Source organism: Candidatus Tumulicola sp. (genome assembly GCA_036490475.1).
In the GTDB taxonomy this organism is placed as follows: Bacteria; Vulcanimicrobiota; Vulcanimicrobiia; order Vulcanimicrobiales; family Vulcanimicrobiaceae; genus Tumulicola.
In genome coordinates this window covers 24,933-41,840 of sequence record DASXDT010000004.1, presented here as the reverse complement: position 1 = coordinate 41,840, position 16,908 = coordinate 24,933, and the positions used below count along the sequence as shown (strand labels likewise).

Below are 16,908 nucleotides of genomic sequence, written 5' to 3'. Positions count from 1 at the left end.
CCCCGCTTCGACAGGTCCCACTCGTCATCGGTAAGCCGGATTACTAGCGGTCGATTGTCGTGCATCGAAACCTCCCTTGAGATCGCGCACGCCGATAGTAAATGAAAACGCCTTTCGGTTCTGTATGAAATCAAACACAGCGGCAAACATTTTTCTTTGTAGTAATTCGTACATAAGCGGACTGAGCCGTGCTATGCTTAATTGGTTCTCCGGCAAGCACACAGCGCTTACTTGCTTGACGACAGTCAGCATGTAGGTGTTTCGCAATCCAACCCTTCAAGAATCGGGTTCTCGCGGCTTTACCGGAGCGAGAGCAGGCCGCAATCCGGCCAGACCTCGAGCGCATAACATTGCGCGTCCGCGACATTTTATATCCGGTCGACGAGCCTCTGTCGCACGTGTACTTTCCGCAAGGGGCGGTGCTTTCTGTACTCACGGTCATGCAAAGCGGGGCGGCCGTTGAGATTGGCACGTTCGGGCTGGAAGGGCTCTCCGGCGCGCAGTTGATTCTTGGAGGCGATCGCGCACCGAGCCAAATGATCTGTCAAATTCCAGGCGAGTCGTTACGCATGCCCGTCGACCGGTTCTTGCGGCACCTCAAGACGGCCAGAACGTTCCAGCGCATCGTCCGCAGGTACACCGAAGCGCTGTTTAATTTTATGGGCCAATCGATCGCTTGCAATCGCTTGCATACGGTCGACGAACGTTGTGCCCGCTGGCTCCTCATGTCGCACGATCGCGTCGGCGGAGATCAGTTCGACCTCACGCAGGAGTTTCTGGCCATTATGCTTGGCGTGCATCGGCCGGGGGTAAGCATTGCCGCAGCTTCGCTACAACAGGCGGGCTTCATCAAATATATCCGAGGGCATGTGGAAATTCGCGATCGTAAAGGGCTGGAGTCGGCCGCGTGCGAGTGCTACCAGATCACGGCGGATCAGTTTACCCACAGTCTCCGCGCGGCCGTAAACGGCGACGATCCGGTGCAGTTCTTGGCCTACTAGGGCTGGGTTTAAGAAAAACGCGTCCGCGGTATAGATGGCGCGTAAATCGGTGAGCCGACGACTCCAACCCTCACACGCACGAACAACGGAGGTCGACCGTCATGCCCGAGACTATGCTTCCACCGTTACGCCGTGCGAGAAACAATGACGCGTTCCGCGCCATGCGGTTGATCGAACTTGGTCAGCGCGGCGAGGTTTTCTACGAGCTGCGCGCGGGCCTCGAGAATTTCTGGGTGGTTGCAACAAACGGCACCTCCGACATCGTGGCGCTGCGCTGCGGCGTCGGCGCACCGATAGAAGGCGAGCCCTCACTGTCACGCGTCGATGACGAGTGGGTCTGTGATTGGTGCACGTCGCTCGGCGCCGTTCGGTTAAGGATCGCCTTTCCGAAGTCGGCAGAACTGGCAATACGTTGCACGACGTCGCTGCTACCCGCACGCGACGCTTTGCTGCAGCCGATGCGCGATCTGTTTGGCGCCGACGGTTGCAGCGGTGAAGTCCATACCACGCAGCGCGGTCTACGCACCGGCATTGTGTACGCCAGCTACGACGCGCCGGTCACGGCCTCGATACTCTATCTGCAAAATTTCTCGTCGTTAACGGATCTGTTTGCTACAACACAAACGTCGCCCGCCGGAACAGTCGGCGGAACGCTGGAGGAGGGTGGCTTTGTAGCCCCGGTCAATGCGGGATGCCCGCTGCCGGGCTCGCGCGAGTTCGTTTTGTCCGACGCGTTCTTGGCCGTCGTACCCGGCCGGTATCCGGCGCCGAACGAACTAGCTGGCGAATACTTCGATTTGTTAGCCGACATTTATCTGTCGCTCCAACGGCCTCCCGCCGCATACCACGATTGGCCGGAGCGCGCCGGCAAAACGATGCGCGACCTCTGCCTTTCGCCGGCGTGCACGTACGAGCGCGACGGCCATCGGTACATCATGCCGTACGTGGGCGACACCACCAAGCCGCCCGAAAGCATGGTCCAACTCTCACCGTGCTGGTCAACACCCTCGAATATGAGGAGTGGAGAGGCTATCGCAGCCCGCTTTCAGCCACGCTCATGAAAGGGATCGACGCGTTTTTCGATCCGGCGATCGGTTCGGTCGTGCGTTGGCTGCCGGGCGCTGATTTCGGCGATCAGTCCGAAGATAACATGAATCACGAGGCGATGGACAGCTGGTATTTTGTACCACTCGCTGTTCAACGTCTCGCGTCTCGCAACGCTCGGGAACGCAAAGGCACGCGCGATGTTTCGAAAGTCGCTCGAGTTTGCCGTGCGCGTCGCCCGGCGATTCGATTATCGTTGGCCCATCTTTTTCAACCTCAAAACCCTCGCGGTCGTAAGAGCGGAGTCCGCGCCGGGCAAAGGCGGCGAGCGCGACGTTGCGGGCCTGTATGCGTTGGTGATGCTCGACGCTCACGAAATGTTCGGAGAACCCGAATATCTGGACGAAGCAAAGCGCGCCATCGCAACGATGGAGGGCCTCGGCTTCGCGATTGGGTATCAAACGAACACGACCGGATTTGCTGCCGAAGCGGCTCTACGGCTCTGGTTGCTTACGAAAGAACGCTCGTATCTCGAGCTGAGCGAATTCTGTCTGGCCAACATCTTCGACAACATGTGGCTGTGGGAATGTGATTACGGCAAAGCGCAATACTACACCACGTTTTTCGGCCTGTTTCCCCTCCACGACGCGCCGTATTTGGCGGCGTACGAGGAAATGGAAACGCAGGCGAAGTTCCACGACTATTTGGCGCTCGGCGGCGCCGGCATTCGCCCATCCGTTCGATTGTTGCTTGCCGAATACCAAAAGTATAGCCTCGATCGTGGCTGGTTTTACTATCCCGACGCGCTGCCCGTCGATGGCGTCGCCGAGAAAAGCCGCAACGGCAAGGTCGAACGCGCACTATCGATACCGCTCGAAGATCTTCAAGACGGCGCCAAACTATCCGGTGAGGTCGGTCAGGAGCTCTACGGTTCCGGTTTGCCGTTCGTCTATTCGGGGCGCCATTACACCCTCGTAAACTCGGCAAATTGCATGATATTCTGTAGCTACCCTATCTACGATTTCGCCACGAAGAAGCGGGGTAATGCAACGCTGGCGAGCTTTCACGTCGGCGGAGATACGCGTGGAGAATGCCGGCTGCGCGTCATTCCGATCGACGCCGAGAAACCCGCGTTGCCGCACCTGGTTACGAAACGCGGCCAATCGAGCCGCCTCAAAGGAACCACGTCGGTCGAAGGGCACGCGACTTACGATTGCAACGGCGACACGCGGTACGAAATCCGCTTCACGCCTACTAAAAAGAAGCGCGCTTGATCGTGGAAGTTTCTTCGACCTACACCCGCTTGGGCATCGTGCTCGCGTCCGACGGGAGCGCGAACGAAATAGAAGGTGTACTCAATCCCGGTGTCACGCGCGATCGCAGCGGAGCTTTGCTCATGTATCCACGCATCGTGGCACAAGGCAACGTTTCACGAATCGGACTGACGAAAGGCGATGAATCTGATGGCAACGTAACGTTCGAGCGTTTGGGATACGTGCTGGAACCCGAAGCGCCCTACGAGCTGCGCGATGGCGAACACGGTTGCGAGGATGCTCGCGTCACCTTCGTCCCCCGACTCGACGCTTATGTCATGGCGTACACCGCCTTCGGCGACGCGGGTCCTCGCATCGCGCTAGCTGTATCCAGCGATGGATATTCGTGGCGCCGGCTTGGGCTCGTCGAGTTTGTAAACCATCCGCTCAACGCTCGCGACAACAAAGACGCGGCTATCTTCCCAGAGCCGGTGCTCTCGCCTACCGGCGTGCTGTCCTATGCGTTCTACCATCGCCCGATGTTGCCGGGCAGCGTGAACGGGCAGACGCCAATCTCCGTGATCCTGGCCCTTGATCCAAGCCACCGTGAAACGACGTATCTCGCATACATCCCCGTCTCGCGAGTAGAACGCGACATTTCGGCGCTGTGTGAAGCGCACGAAAGCGTCGAGCTTCTTGGCGTCGACGAACGCTGGGGCTGGCTGAAGAACGGCGCCGGCACGCCGCCAGTGCGGTGTCTTGGCGGTTGGCTGTCGTTCTTTCATGGCGTCGATCCAGTCAAGCGCGATGGACGTCAGGGACTGCTCTATCGAGCGGGCATCATCGTACACGACCTCGAGCGTCCGCACCACATTATATACCGGTCGCCGGTCCCGGTGCTTGGGCCTGTCACTCCGGACGAACGTTTCGGAATCGTCGACGATGTCGTTTTTCCAACCGGCCTCGACGTTCGGGAAGACGGAACGTACGACGTCTACTACGGTGCGGCAGATGCGAAGATCACACTCGCACGATTTACCATCGACTTCGAGGCTGCAGCCGTACGGGCAGAAGTGGTCGCATAATCAACATTTTCTTCGGTCCACGAGGATCTCGCGATCCGCAGAACGCGCGCGCGAACTTGATTCCCCACGAAACGACAAGAGCGGCGTGCACGTAACGGCGCAACCTGCGTCATCGACGGAGGTCTGCTCCGGTCGACTGAAGGCTTCTAGGCGCCGGAGCGTGGTCTTCCTTTTTGGCTTGGATCGAATGCTTTCGGATTAGTCCGAGAAAACGCCGCGCACCTTATCGCGATTATCCGGTCGGGCGTTCACGCCTAATAAAATACCGCCGCGATCGAGACCCTCGCTGTACTGTTCCGCCTTTTCTTTTGGAATGCCGGCTCCAACCAACGCTCCGACGATGCCACCTGCAGCAGCTCCGGCACCTAAGCCCGCAAGCGCGGCCACAAGCGGACCGACCACGACGGGCGCGGCAAGACCGCCCGTTCCTACAACAGCGACTATACTGCCGGTCGCCGTGAGGCCGGCGATAATCGCGCCGAGGCCGCCGTCAATTGCACCGCCGGTCACGGCACCTTCGGCAGCATGACCGCCGGTGTGCGCCGCAAAGGCTTTCGCCTTCTCCTGGTCGCGCATCATGACGCTTATGTCTTTGTCGGAATAGCCTAGCTCGTAAAGCCTCTGAATGCGCGCTTCAGCACTCGCCGGATCATAATAGATTCCCGATTCGAAATCGCTTGAGTCATTCATATGTCTTTCCTTACCACGGTGTGACGCGTGCCAAACTTAACGCGCAGCTCGCCGCCGAAATATAAGTCGATGTCACGATCGAGACCCATTGGCCGCAACAGAGCTCATTGATGGAGCTGTTTAATGAGCAGCGCCACCGCGCGTTATGCGCACTCAATTACTCAACTAGGCATCCTGCTGTTGCTCAGACGGTCGTACTGGATTAGTAGCTGATCGCCACGCCAAACGTCCCGCTGAGGCCCGAAATCTGGCCGATCGCCGAGCCCCCCGCTGGATAATTATAAACGAGTATTCGGCTGCTCCCCGCACAGTTGCTGGCCACCACTGCCTTGTCTCCTCGAACTAGAAATTGTTCGATGTTACAAGAGCCTTTGAGCGTCGTGCTTCCCGTCACCGTTGCACCGGACGTTCGATAGATGATCCCTCTCTTATGATCCGCGATAGCGATGTTGCCCGCATGATATTGAACGCCTCCGGGCGCACGAACCTTGGCGCCCTCGAGGTTTATATTTGTGAACGTTTTAGTGTTGGCCGGCAACTCATCATAAACGAACGGCCTGTGCGCTATCCCGTCGACAAAAAGATTGCCTTTTGGATCGTATGCAAGAAAATACGCATAAAGACGTTGGGTGCGGTCGAAGTAAAGCTGCGGTTTCCGAACTCCGCTCTTTAGAACAAGTACGCCGCCCGGGTCCTCTGCGATTCCTCGAATGGCCACCGCAACGTCGCCGTTCGTTGCATCGATTGCACAGCCGGAGAGGGCTGTGCCGTAGCTCGCCACTTTTATGATTTTGATCGGGGTCGCGCCACCGTGGGCGTACTCGAAAAGTTTGTTGTTGCCGGCGGCGACCACCCAAATGTTGCCGGTCGTATCGTCCACACACAGAGCGGCTGGCTCCCGCAGTTCTCCGCTGAGCGTCTGTACGAGTCGTAGTGCCGGATACGAGTACACCAGCACTTCGTTAACGGATGGATCGGATACGTATAGCAGCGGGGCTGTTTTGGCATCGTGTTGGGTCGCTACCCTTACTTCCGGTCCCGGTGTAAAAGTGGAGCCCGCGCAACTAACGAGCACAAGGGAAGTGACAAGCCCGAAGGTGCGGCTAAAACGGAGTAGCATTGTATAGAACCTCCCGCATTAAACCTACCACTTCGGCACAGGAGAGGTAAACTGCGCGCCACGAAATCATCGCAAGCGACGCGATAAATCCGGACGAGGAGCCGAACGCATGAAGAACTCGATTTGTGGGGTCGATGCGTTAATTCTATGTTTGGCCGCAACCGCGCTTTCAAGCTGCAGCGCCTACCAGCCGCCGACGGCGACACCGGCCGCGCGCGCGCAAATCGCGGCGCAAATCAGCAGCCAAACGTTTAAATACACGGGCGCCGAACAAGTCTTTAGGGTCCCGCGCGGCGTTACGGAGATAACCGTTTTGGCGCGCGGTGGAGGCACGCCGAGCGGCGATTACGGTTCGAGCGGCCCGTACTTTACCGGAAGTAACGGAGGCCTGGTGCAAGCCACTATCCCCGTTAAGCCGGGAGAACGTCTCGCGATCTTCGTCGGCGGAAAGGGCCAGCTCGGTCTTTCAGGTGCCGGCGGCCTTGGCGGTTTCAATGGTGGTGGGATTGGTGGCGTAGGAATCGATTACAGCGCTTTTTTTACTGACGGAGGTTGCGGCGGCGCGGGCGCCTCGGATGTTCGCGTCGGCGGCGATCGCCTAAAGGATCGCGTGATCGTTGCTGGCGGGGGTGGTGGACCCGGCATCGGCGGCGGTTTCTACGGTGGCGGCGCAGGCGGATTGGGTGGCGGAAATATCGGGGGACCTGGCGGAAGCGGTTTTCCCGGAAATCCCAGCGGATTCGGCGGTTTGGGCGGTACGCAGAGCGCCGGCGGGGCCGGGGGACCAGGTGGGCAGCGATCGGGCTTCCCCCAAGGCATTCCGGGTGATCCCGGCAAGCTCGGCCGCGGCGGCCTCGGAGGCGGCAGAAAGCAACTCCACGCGGGCGGAGGCGGTGGTGGTGGCGGCGGTTACTACGGCGGTGGTGGCGGCGGTTCGGGCACGCCGAGTACGAGCGGCGTCGGCGGCGGTGGTGGCGGCGGCGGCGGCTCTTCATACGTCGAGCCCGGCGCGACCCACGTAAAAAACATTCAAGCCGGCGCTTCGTCCGGCAACGGAAAGGTCGTACTATCTTGGTAGTGTGAGGAGCTTACAAAAATGAACGTTTTGAATTGCTTTGCTCGCCAGATCGTCCTTTTTGTAGGAATCGCAGCGCTCGCGGGCTGCGCCGGCTCTCGCGCGGCGAACGACGTTCCGAGTGCGATACCGCAAACGCTAGACGAAGCTAAACGCAGCGCGTTGCTCTACATATCGGATCAGGACACCGGGACGGTGTTTATGTACTCGTATCCGTCACTGAAGCCCGCCGGCCTGCTGACGGGGATCAACAACCCGACGGGCATGTGCGTGGATCCAAAAACGGGTAACGTTTGGATTACCGAATCGAGCCCGTATGCTGCTGGAGCCGTCGAGTTTGCTCATGGTGCAACCAAACCCATACGCACGCTGCAGATCGGAGAAGACAACATTGCCGATGCTTGCGCCGTCAACCCGACGAAGGGCGAATTAGCGGTCGCGAATATCACATTCGGCGGAGACGACCCCGGTGACGTCATACTCTTCAACCTTCGCACCGGCAAGTCGAAGACGTATTACGAAAAGGGCCTGTACTATGTTGAGTTTCTAGGGTATGACGACCGCGGCAACCTGTTCGTCGACGGCACCCCGACCTATTACCAGTCGCTGTTTCGATTTGACGAGCTACCGAATGGCGCAAACAAACTTGTCAACATTCGCTGGCGCGGTCCGCAAATCGCCTATGCGGGGAACGTTCAGTACGACGGTTCAAACATAGCGGTCGGCGACGGGCACAACGCACTCATTTACCAGACCGCCGGCGGAAGGGTATTGGGGACGACCGCCCTCGGTGGCGCCTGCAGTGTGGACCAGTACTACATCGACGGCGACAAGGTGATCGCGCCGAGTAACTGCAGCAGCGTGGCTACAGTGTCGGTTTACAACTATCCGGCCGGCGGCGCGCCGATAGCGACATTAACCGGATTCAGTACTGCGTTCGGCGCGGTAATCAGCCGATGAACCGCATCGCCTGCCAGGCCGCCGCTTATGCCGTAGCCGCCATATTCGCGGGATGCGCCGGCTCGCGCACGACGACCGGCTTGCCGAGTGCGATTCCGCAAACAGTCGTTCCAACCGTCGCGGCCCATAACAGCGCAAAACGGGGTGCCTTGCTGTATATTTCCGATTTAGACGCCTCGAAAGTATTTGTCTACTCCTATCCCTCCCTCGCGCCCGTTGGAATGCTGTCGGGGATCAGTCTCCCGGCGGGTATGTGCGTCGAGCCGAAGACAGGAAACGTCTGGATCGCGGAAAGAGGTGGATACACTTCATGGGTCGCTGAGTTCCGTCATGGTGGAACCAAATCGATCCGTACGCTGCAAATAGGATCAGAGGACGAGGCGAACGCTTGTGCCGTCAATCCGACGAACGGAGACGTAGCGGTCGCGAACAGCACGTTCGGTGGAGACGATCCCGGCGACGTGGTAATTTTTGATGCGCTTACCTCGAAGCCAAGAACGTATTCCGACAAAGGCATGTTTTTCTACGAATTCTTGGGCTACGATCCGAACGGGAATCTGTTCGTTGATGGCACGCCGTTCGTAGATTACTCGGACTTTCGACTCGACCAGCTGCCATCTGGCGCAAAACATCTCGTAAACATCCGCTGGCGTGGCCCGCAAATCGCATTTCCGGGAAACATCCAGTACGACGGAACGAACATGACCGTCGGAGATATGCGAAAACCTTTCATTTATCGGATCGTTGGCGGGAAATCAGTTGGATCGACCTTGCTTGAGGGTGACTGCCTTGTAAATCAGTACTTCATCGACAGCGATAAAGTGATCGTTCCCGGTTACTGCGACGGTGCGTCGTACGTTTCAATCTACAACTATCCGGCCGGCGGTTTTCCGATCGAAACGATAACGGGGTTCAAGTTCGCTTTCGGTGCCGTGATCGGCCGCTAGCCGGCCCGGCACGCCGGCGGACACGGTCCTGCGTGGCTAGTCGTAACGTTGCAACTGCGGCTTACCTGTCATCCATCTCCAATTCGATTTCACGTAGGCTCCCGCCACACTCCGGCACGCTGCAACGACTCTTTCGCGCCAACTCTACCGTATCGGGGATTCGACAGGGTTGGCCGCAGCGATCGCAGCGATAGTCGGTGTACGGCGTAGCGTCCATTATATGCACGTCCATTCGAATTTGCCGATATTAACGTTACTGATCCTATCGGAAGTGTCGAAGTTGAGTGCGACCGACGCTTCGCTACCACATGCGATCGTGAAACCGCCCGAAACATCCACGTATGCCGATGGAAACGGTCCCGGATCATCCGAACCCATGGTCGCGCATTGACCCGATCGTTTCGGCAACGGTTCGCCGTGGTAGGGCCACGCAGCCGCGGTCCTATCGGTGTAATCGCACCCCTTCCACCGCGGCGATTCTATCGGAACCCCAGGGTTGAACGCGTGGTTGTACGCGACTAGCCCGAAGGAGCGCAAAGCGTCGTAGGCGTCGTTGCGACGCGTACCGATCGTAATGCGTTCGCGGATCCACGCGACGTCCGCGACACCGCGGGCCTGCGTTTGAGCGGCGACCTCGTTAATCGCTGTTGCGATCGCTTTACCGAGCGCGAGGCGCGACGCGGCATCGGGCGCCGACTTGTAGAGCGTCCGCCAGGGCTCGCCGTCGACGTAGTAAGCGTCCATGGCGGCTAGCGCGTAAGCGGCAACAAAGTCATCATTGGGCGGGCATCCGGGCGCTCCAACACAGAAATGTTTTGTCGCCGGCGACTGCCAAACGATCTCGCGCTCCGTTTTCGGGTCGCGACCCGCGTAATAGAAATACTGAAACCCCACGGGCATCTTCGCGGTCGGCGTCTCGACGGTATCGACGATCTTTGCACGGAGAAGCAGCGGCTTGCCCTCCAGTGCGGCCATCATTCCCCCGCTCGTATCGGCTCCAGCGGCCTGGAAAATTCCACGAAGCAGGCGCTGTATCGCGCCGATATCGATGCTGGCGCTTCCAATCGTAACGTGGATACTTCGATCCGGAGCGGCCGCGCCGAGGGACGCCGTCATCGACGATACCAGTAGCGCAGTCGTAGCGAGAGCGCGACAAATTGTTAGGGGCATCACCTCATCGCTTATGGATGTTAATTGAGCTTCCTGCGTGCGTCCGCCACCGTGGTTTCTAACATCGGCAGCTGGATGTACGGTGCGGGCTGCAAGAACGCGTCATCAAACTGCTCGAAGGCGAGCCGCAAATCACGCATTTCATCGATCCCAACGGCCCAGACGAGGTCTCAACATGAACGTTCAAACGGTTTCCTTAGGCGCAGTGCTGCTCGCATTCGGCTCCGGCCTCGTCGCACTGATCACGTTTCCGGCGGAACCGGGGGCGTCGCTCTCGATTAATTCCTCGGATCTACGAACGATTTGGTTGTTCGCGCTTGTGGCTCTCTTGGCTCGAGGAAGATTGCTACGCGATTCCACGAATCAGCGGTTGTGGCATCTAGCTGTTGCTGCAGTCGCTCGTCGGTGGGGGCTGTTGTTGTGCTTCGAAACCAAGTTGCCAGCCGTTGAGTACCGCCGCCATGGCGCTCGTTGTCGCCGTCGCGCTAATGCAGCCCACAGTTGCCAGCGCAGATCCCGGGCAGCAGACAGTTTATGTCACGGTCGTTTCGCGTTGCAATAGCGCGACGGTACTTCGAAAGGCCGATATGGTCTCGCAGGACGGTTACCCGACCACAGATCTCGTTTTCAATCGCCTCGGCCCATACTTCTACGCCGGCCACGCAATGGTTTATCCGGGCCGGTACGACGTCGGGCTCGACGTTGACGGGAAGTGCTGGGGTGATACGTTGATTACCGTTCTACCGGGTCACGACCGCGATGTCGGTGTCCAGGTATCGCCCCTGGGGTCCGGGCATCACGATGTACACGCTGCGATTTACGGGACGCTGCCCTTCGCGGGCTTCACCCGCGGAAAGTTAGTTGTAAAGGACTTCGAGCTTCCGGTCGAGATCGACGGGTCCGCCTATTACGTCGAATTCGCTTTTCCAGGAAAGTCGCTTTTGGAGTTATCGTACGGAGACGATTTGGAGTGCCGGATCCCGGTCGACATCCCCGAACACGGGATGAGGCTCGACGTCGACGTACAGCTAGCACAACGCTGCATCGGCTTCCCGTACCATTATCCCTCGACGGGCGAACGTGGATTCGTTCCACTATTCGTTTCTCCGTCTCCATCCCCAATCTCGACGACGAAACCTAAATGAACATGATTGCTATTGTCAGGTTCGTCTTCGCCGCTGCCATAACGTTGATCGCGGCGCTGGCCGTTTCGACTCCGCCTCGTGCAGCCGAAACGGGCCAAGCTGTGCCGTGCTCGATCCTATTGAGCGTTCGAGCGGCAGATGGGGCCGCCCCATCTGCGAATCAGCTTGAGCAAACTCTGCTTATCGAACGAAAACGGATGAAAGCCGGCGGCATGAAGGCTACCGCCTATGCAACGAAGTTCGATGGAATCTGCATCACGTTCCAAACGGCGCGCAACTATAATACGTTGATCTTCACACAAACCGGAAAAATCGCATTTAAGATAATGCCGCACGGTCCGACGTACCCATCCGTCAACGATCGCGCGCTTTCAAATGCCTTCGTACTACCGTACATGCCCTATCCTGCGCTCGTTATCAAGTTTGCCGACCCGAAGGCATACAATCGTTTCATCGGACGATACATCGGTCGAAATGTGGCAATCATGCTCGACGGTGATGTGAAGTTCATACCGACAATCCATGACCTGGTGGGAGAAACTGGGTCGGAACAAATCGTTGGGGGACAGTTGACTTGGCAAAAAGCGAATCTGTGGGCGGCGCTACTATCTGCCGACCCGCTGCCTACCGTAGTGCGAATCGTAGAGGGCTCGGCGACGTGAAGAGACAGTCCGAAACAAGAGGCTAAGGAGCTGGACGTAACTCCGAAATGCCATCGAGCAAAACACGGCGCGAATACCATGAGTTTAGAACTAACCTCCATCTACCGAGTCATCGAGAAGATCGTCCCGTATTTCGTCTTGAACTGTTGCTCGACGTTGCCGGCGGTTACTCCGTAGAAGGTACCGCCGGTATGGAGCATCGGACCTTGCGGAAACACGCCATTCGCAACGGTAAACGTGTGAACGACCGTCTTTTCGCACTGATCACTTCTCTGGCGGAACCGCGGCGTCGCTTTCGATCAATCCCTCCGATCGAAGGTCCGACCAGAACTCCGCCGGAACTTTTGTCTGGACTGACGTGTAGTTCGCCAAAGCCTGCCCCGCATTCGCGCATCCGACGATGAGCGCAGCCGCGACATCCGGTGCAAGCGAAAACTGCAGCGACGCCGTTCGAAGGTCGACACCGTAACGGTCCGCGACAGTGCGCAGACGATCGCGCTTCTGGATCGCCGCAGCCGGAATCTTGTAGTTCTCCTCTCCATAGTTAAAGCGCGCGCTGCCGCTAATAAAGCCCGCATTGAGCGACGAACCGACCACGAAGCCCATCCCTCGCTCACGGGCTTTTGGAAAGACCTGATGCAGCGCGTTCTCATGATCGATCATCGAATATTGTCGCGCCAGGAGGCAGACGTTGGCGTCGGCCACCTCCATGAGCTTCAGAATCGGCTCGGGCGAGTTGACGCCCAGACCCCAGCCCTTGATCACGCCCTCATCTCGCATCCGGCTCAGAGCCGGAAATGCGCCCTTGCGAGCGATCTCGAAGTGCTCCTCCCACGGCCCCGGCAACCACGGATTGTCCGGCGACAGATCGTGGACGAAAACGACGTCCAGTGCATCGACTCCTAACCGCTGCAGGCTGTCTTCGATCGAGCGCTTAACGCCGTCGCCGGTATAGTCGTAACGAAGATTGTTCGGCGAAGGGGTAAACGGATAGTATTTCTTCGCGTCGTTATCACGCGACGCCGTAAGCAATTTCCCAACCTTCGACGATAACACGTAGTCGCGGCGCTTTTGCTTGTGTAAGAAGGTACCCAGACGCCGCTCCGCGAGCCCGAGCCCGTACCACGGGGAAGTATCGTAGTACCGCACCCCGGCCTCCCACGCGGCTTCGATCGTGGAATACGCGATCTCATCGGTGACGTATGCGAACTCATTGCCGAAAGGCACGCCGCCGAGTCCAAAGGTTTTCTTAGGGAAGATTTCAAAGGCGTTCATTCGCACGCTTATTCCCGTCTCGCAAGAAGCCTAACGACACGCACCAAGCTCAAAAGGGTAGAATGGTTACAGAAGCAGCCGTTGCCGGCGTCTTATGGGAAGTTTGGGATCCTCTTCAAGTGCGGGGCTTGTCGAGTGCATCAGACGAGTACGACGACTACGCTCCGGAGATATGCGATTTGCTTAATACGGGAGCTTCAGCGGCTGAGCTAGCGTCTTTGTTGAACCAAATTTACGCCGGAACCATCGGCGGTGGAAAACTGCCCGCGCCGATCAAAGAAAGCGACGTGGCCGCGACGGCACTTGTCGCATTGCGAGAGCGATCAAGCGAAGCAAGCGGCGAAGCGATTGTCTAAGATTGTGTCGAAAATACCGCGCTACTCACTTCTTACGGCGGCGTTGGCCGCATCGTTTGCAAGCACGGTGGTTTCGGGGCGCGCGCAATCTTCCCAAAGCGGTTATCGCCCCGTGTACCGCGTGCTTGACGTCGGCAAAGCGGGAGTTCCCACACTCAGAAACGAGCAGGTCTATTGGTTGTTGACGATTACGCGCACTCCTTACTGGCGCCAGCGGCTAGGTTCTTTGTGGTTCTCGTGTGGCGACCGCGCAATAATTGCGTTTATACGTGAGGGCTCCGCGGCTGCCATAGAAGACTCCGCGTGTAACGACTCATTCAAGGCGCCGGCCTTCCAAACGTCTATGGCAAAATGGAATGCGTGAGAGGCAGCCGTAAACGGTTCCGCTCCATCTTCAACATTTGCTGTTACACGTGGGGTGCCCGACAGCGGCATCGTGAGCCGGCGTGAGCGAACCATTTGCAGGCTTTGTTAAGGCTCCATTGCTGCGGAGGGCCGAGGAGCGTGCCGGGGCTTTGTGTCCACGGTGAATCGCTGAACAACGCTTCGTTCCCCCAAGCCGCTCTTGCGTGCCGGAGCATACGATGATGTCCGCACCCTATGAGTCGTGCCTGCGTATCAGCGGCTGCTACGGTCCAAGCGCCTTGATCCTCACAGGGAAAATATATTCCCTGTTGCGTAAAGCTCCAGGCGAGGGCGCGACTGTACAACGGATCGCACGAATACCAATGCCTGCCGAAGTGCAGCACGGTCGTGTTAAAAAACATAGCCATAATAAGGGCGGTAGCTATCGACAGTCGTGCCCATCCCGCATTCCTCGCTAGGACATACGCCGACGCTAGCACCACCGCGGTCACAATCATGACAGTGTAGTAACTTCCGGCCTGGTACAACGGAAAATTCCAATGCGCAAAAAAGAGTTCCGCTAGTAACGGAAAAGCAAGCAAAACGCGCCATCCCAAGGCTAGAGCGGCGAACGCAAAGGGTGCCGAAATCTCGCTTAGAAACGCTAACTGTTGCGGCCAGTTTACGTCTACAGCCGAATACGTCGGGTGCACCGTCCCGCCAATAAAGCCATGCGCGAGGGCGTAGTACGCAGCCAAATTTGCGCCTGACAAAGCCGCGACGCTTAGTCCGAATCGCAAATGGCCGAAGGCCGCATAAACGAGTCCAAACCAGCACACGAACAATCCCACGTCTTCTTTGGTTCCACACAGCAGTTGCACGAGGAGCAAGCTCCAAACGAGCGATCGAGCGGTCACGGCAATCGCAAGCCCAACGCTCAGCAACGGAACGAAGTCAAGCGGAACGAATTCTGCATTAGCGAAGCCTTGAACGGACGGCTGTAGCAGATAGACTATCGCAACGATGGCTGCAGTCTCGGCATTTCCGCCCCACCTCCGAACGAGGACGAACAGCAACGGGGCGGTCGCGGCCAAGGCTAGGACCTGGAGCACGATGACGGATTCCGGGTGAGGCCAGATCAAGACGAAAGGAACGATCGCCAGCGTCATCCATTGGTCATGCATCGCCAACGTAGAGTTCCAATCTACGTAGTTATAGGTAGATCCGTAGCGAATGAAATTGACGGCGGTTTGCAGATATTCGCCTGTGTTCGAACCAACCCGCAAGGCGCATAACTTATTCAAATCGATAGCGACGTACGTTGCGAAAAAGACGCACGACGCGACCAAAACGAAAGTCCGAGCCGAGGTTAGCGCTGTGCCACTCGTTCGAATGATAATAGGAAAGAAGCCTCCTTATAGGCCGGCTAGTGCGGGTAGAAGAAAGGTGTTCCCAGCGCGGGAACTCGTCGCTAACCTCTAGTAGCTATCGGGTCGAACAGACTGTTGGTCTTTGGTAGTCCATTCGGGGCGGTCTCCTTGCATTGGGGTGCGTACCTACTGTTTAATCATGTAATACTGGTAATCGCCTGGACGCTTGCCGAGATTTTGCTGAGGATGTGAATGCACGAAAAGCGCGTTGTAGTAATAACTGGTGCTGCTCCTTACCTGGGTGGGCCATCCACGTGGCTTCCCTTGCGTCAAGCGGCACCGGACCTCAGCTTTATTGAAGTAGATACGCTAGACTTTGCGGACTCCGCAGACATCTCTATCGCCTGCCGGCAGGCTATTCTTGAAGCTGCGCGCGACGCCCATTGCGTAGTCGCTCACAACGCCGCAGCGAAGCCGGCAATCGAAGCTATCGCCCAAATGTCGCGCTCGCTCCCCGTCCTGTTGCTTTCTCCAATGCTCGTTCGACATACTACGCCTGCTCTCCAAGTCGTGCGATCGGTCATAAACTCGAATATCGGAAGGCAAGTCCTGACCGCTCTCGCTCGCTCCAAACAAGCTCGCCTTTTGAACGATCGGCAATTCTTGAAGAAGCAGATGTCGCTGCTGATCGGGGAGGCCCACATCAGCGATGCGATCCTCGGAGAAGCCGCGGAGCGCGTGGCCGATCGGCGTACCGCGCATGCGATCGAAAGAACCGCTGAAGTTGCTCTCGAGATAACCAAACCGATCGATCCGGCAGTCGATGCTAAAGTGCAGCTTCGGACCGTCCTCTTGGGAACGTCTCCATTAGATCAAAAAACGGCAGCGCGCATGCAGGCTACCGTCCTTCCCGATGTTTGGAGTGCTGCGATGATCGAGGCTCCGGACGTCGTAGCGCAAGCCTTGCGCGAGCTGCTTTAAGCCTGTAGAAGGGTCGGATGTCACTCGGCTAAAACCCCAATCGCTGTACGACGGAGGGGAATTGCAGAATGAATATTCTCACGTGCCTATTGCTAGCAGTCGCAGCTTTGTCGCCGAATCCGGAAATAACCGGCACCGTCGTGGGCGACAACGGTAAGCCGGTATCCGGAGTAACCGTTTCGGTCGAGCCAGTTATCGGCGGTCCAGACGTCGGCAAGACTGTGACCGCAAAGGATGGCTCGTTCAATTTTTCGGGTATCCCCGGCGGCTATTATGGCGTTCTCGCGAAGACCAGTTCGGCTTGTGCAATGTCCAGTGCGATCGAGGCTGCCGACGGCTTTACCACCGTCGTGCACCTTCGACTAACGAAAGGCTTGTGTGATAGCGCAATCGCCCCGTTAGACCATGGATGACTAGGGCGTAACCTTT

At 57.8% G+C, this 16,908-nt stretch carries 16 protein-coding genes; 11 read left to right on the top strand and 5 right to left on the bottom strand.

Annotation, left to right across the window (positions count from 1 at the left end; all coding sequences use genetic code 11):
• Positions 1-350: 350 nt before the first annotated feature.
• The 4 genes from VGF98_03020 (at position 351) to VGF98_03005 (ending at position 4,383) form a co-directional block, all read left to right on the top strand.
• Complete coding sequence (locus VGF98_03020; GenBank protein HEY1680598.1) at positions 351-1,001, top strand: Crp/Fnr family transcriptional regulator; 651 nt, start codon at positions 351-353, stop codon at positions 999-1,001.
• Between the two features lie 101 nt (positions 1,002-1,102).
• On the top strand, positions 1,103-2,062 hold the full coding sequence (locus VGF98_03015) for a hypothetical protein (GenBank protein ID HEY1680597.1): 960 nt from the start codon (positions 1,103-1,105) through the stop codon (positions 2,060-2,062).
• 183 nt (positions 2,063-2,245) lie between these two features.
• The gene (locus tag VGF98_03010; protein HEY1680596.1) at positions 2,246-3,319 is read left to right on the top strand and encodes a hypothetical protein; all 1,074 of its coding nucleotides are present in this window, start codon (positions 2,246-2,248) and stop codon (positions 3,317-3,319) included.
• 2 nt (positions 3,320-3,321) lie between these two features.
• Positions 3,322-4,383, top strand: coding sequence for a hypothetical protein (locus tag VGF98_03005; GenBank protein HEY1680595.1), 1,062 nt, complete (start codon positions 3,322-3,324; stop codon positions 4,381-4,383).
• Positions 4,384-4,581: 198 nt separating this feature from the next.
• Here the strand turns inward: VGF98_03005 and VGF98_03000 are convergent, their stop codons facing one another.
• Together VGF98_03000 and VGF98_02995 are read right to left on the bottom strand one after the other, a co-directional pair.
• Positions 4,582-5,073: a hypothetical protein gene (locus tag VGF98_03000; GenBank protein ID HEY1680594.1), complete on the bottom strand. Its 492-nt coding sequence runs from the start codon at positions 5,071-5,073 to the stop codon at positions 4,582-4,584.
• A 202-nt stretch (positions 5,074-5,275) separates the two neighbouring features.
• The gene (locus tag VGF98_02995) at positions 5,276-6,025 is read right to left on the bottom strand and encodes a hypothetical protein (protein ID HEY1680593.1); all 750 of its coding nucleotides are present in this window, start codon (positions 6,023-6,025) and stop codon (positions 5,276-5,278) included.
• Positions 6,026-6,302: 277 nt separating this feature from the next.
• On the opposite strand from VGF98_02995, the gene VGF98_02990 reads away from it, so the two are divergent.
• From VGF98_02990 to VGF98_02980, 3 genes are read left to right on the top strand one after another with little or no spacing between them, the layout of a single operon-like run.
• Entirely contained in the window at positions 6,303-7,271 is a 969-nt protein-coding gene (locus VGF98_02990; protein ID HEY1680592.1) for a glycine-rich protein, read from the top strand.
• Between the two features lie 18 nt (positions 7,272-7,289).
• On the top strand, positions 7,290-8,228 hold the full coding sequence (locus VGF98_02985; protein HEY1680591.1) for a hypothetical protein: 939 nt from the start codon (positions 7,290-7,292) through the stop codon (positions 8,226-8,228).
• Complete coding sequence (locus tag VGF98_02980) at positions 8,225-9,175, top strand: hypothetical protein (GenBank protein ID HEY1680590.1); 951 nt, start codon at positions 8,225-8,227, stop codon at positions 9,173-9,175. The genes VGF98_02985 and VGF98_02980 overlap by 4 nt, the downstream gene beginning before the upstream one ends.
• 216 nt (positions 9,176-9,391) lie before the next feature.
• Here the strand turns inward: VGF98_02980 and VGF98_02975 are convergent, their stop codons facing one another.
• The gene (locus VGF98_02975; protein HEY1680589.1) at positions 9,392-10,291 is read right to left on the bottom strand and encodes a hypothetical protein; all 900 of its coding nucleotides are present in this window, start codon (positions 10,289-10,291) and stop codon (positions 9,392-9,394) included.
• 515 nt (positions 10,292-10,806) lie between these two features.
• On the opposite strand from VGF98_02975, the gene VGF98_02970 reads away from it, so the two are divergent.
• Both VGF98_02970 and VGF98_02965 read left to right on the top strand, forming a co-directional pair.
• On the top strand, positions 10,807-11,490 hold the full coding sequence (locus VGF98_02970; protein ID HEY1680588.1) for a hypothetical protein: 684 nt from the start codon (positions 10,807-10,809) through the stop codon (positions 11,488-11,490).
• A gap of 2 nt (positions 11,491-11,492) precedes the next feature.
• Positions 11,493-12,152: a hypothetical protein gene (locus tag VGF98_02965; GenBank protein HEY1680587.1), complete on the top strand. Its 660-nt coding sequence runs from the start codon at positions 11,493-11,495 to the stop codon at positions 12,150-12,152.
• Between the two features lie 264 nt (positions 12,153-12,416).
• Here VGF98_02965 and VGF98_02960 read toward each other — a convergent pair whose 3' ends face one another.
• Together VGF98_02960 and VGF98_02955 are read right to left on the bottom strand one after the other, a co-directional pair.
• A complete protein-coding gene (locus tag VGF98_02960) occupies positions 12,417-13,427 on the bottom strand; it encodes an aldo/keto reductase (GenBank protein HEY1680586.1) in 1,011 nt (336 codons plus the stop codon).
• Positions 13,428-14,190: 763 nt separating this feature from the next.
• Positions 14,191-15,432 (bottom strand): DUF2079 domain-containing protein, encoded by a 1,242-nt coding sequence (locus VGF98_02955; GenBank protein ID HEY1680585.1) that lies wholly within the window; start codon positions 15,430-15,432, stop codon positions 14,191-14,193.
• Positions 15,433-16,143: 711 nt separating this feature from the next.
• On the opposite strand from VGF98_02955, the gene VGF98_02950 reads away from it, so the two are divergent.
• Together VGF98_02950 and VGF98_02945 are read left to right on the top strand one after the other, a co-directional pair.
• On the top strand, positions 16,144-16,479 hold the full coding sequence (locus VGF98_02950) for a hypothetical protein (protein HEY1680584.1): 336 nt from the start codon (positions 16,144-16,146) through the stop codon (positions 16,477-16,479).
• Between the two features lie 68 nt (positions 16,480-16,547).
• A complete protein-coding gene (locus tag VGF98_02945) occupies positions 16,548-16,892 on the top strand; it encodes a carboxypeptidase-like regulatory domain-containing protein (GenBank protein HEY1680583.1) in 345 nt (114 codons plus the stop codon).
• Positions 16,893-16,908 lie beyond the last annotated feature (16 nt).